General features: G+C 40.5%; 1 protein-coding gene and 1 pseudogene. Both read left to right on the plus strand.

What is annotated here, in order from left to right:
* A pseudogene (locus QZ359_RS03775) lies at positions 1–264 on the plus strand (sugar ABC transporter ATP-binding protein); the annotation flags it as partial.
* A gap of 1 nt (position 265) precedes the next feature.
* Positions 266–1,068, plus strand: an 803-nt coding sequence (locus tag QZ359_RS03780) for an ABC-2 family transporter protein (RefSeq protein WP_293960472.1), incomplete at its 3' end; no start/stop codon positions are given.

A 1,068-nucleotide genomic window follows, 5' to 3' on the forward strand; every position in this document is an offset into this window, starting at 1 on the left:
CTCAAGGAGACCTTTGGCAAGATGAAGACTCTTTCTTTTGAACTGCTACCAGGTCAAAGTCATCTCGTTTCTCACTATGAAGGCTTTTCGGATATGAGTATTGATAGACAAGGAAATAGCCTCAACATTGAATTTGATAGTTCTCGCTACCAGTCAGCTGACATTATCAAGCAAACCCTGTCTGATTTTGAAATCCGCGATTTGAAAATGGTGGATACAGATATCGAGGATATTATCCGCCGCTTCTACCGAAAGGAGCTCTAATATGGTCAAATTGTGGAGACGTTATAAACCCTTTATCAATGCAGGTGTTCAGGAGTTGATTACCTATCGAGTCAACTTTATTCTTTATCGAATCGGCGATGTCATGGGAGCTTTTGTGGCCTTTTATCTCTGGAAGGCTGTCTTTGATTCATCACAGGAGTCCTTGATTCAGGGCTTTAGTATGGCAGATATTACCCTATACATCATCATGAGTTTTGTGACCAATCTTTTGACCAGGTCGGATAGCTCCTTTATGATTGGGGAGGAGGTCAAGGATGGTTCCATCATCATGCGCTTGTTGCGACCAGTGCATTTTGCGGCATCTTACCTTTTTACAGAGCTTGGCTCCAAGTGGTTGATTTTTATCAGTGTCGGACTTCCATTTTTAAGTGTCATTGTCTTGATGAAAATCTTATCTGGAAAAGGTATTGTAGAAGTGCTAGGTTTAACTGTTCTTTATCTTTTTAGCCTAACGCTGGCCTATCTGATTAACTTTTTCTTTAATATCTGCTTTGGATTTTCTGCCTTTGTGTTTAAAAATCTATGGGGTTCCAATCTACTCAAGACTTCCATAGTGGCCTTTATGTCTGGAAGTTTGATTCCCTTGGCTTTCTTTCCAAAGGTTGTTTCAGATATTCTCTCATTCTTGCCTTTTTCATCCTTGATTTACACTCCAGTCATGATTATTGTTGGGAAATACGATGCCAGCCAGATTCTTCAGGCACTCCTTTTGCAGTTTTTCTGGCTCTTAGTGATGGTGGGCTTGTCTCAGTTGATTTGGAAACGAGTCCAGTCATTTATCAC

Source organism: Streptococcus sp., assembly GCF_019414905.1.
Lineage (GTDB): Bacteria > Bacillota > Bacilli > Lactobacillales > Streptococcaceae > Streptococcus.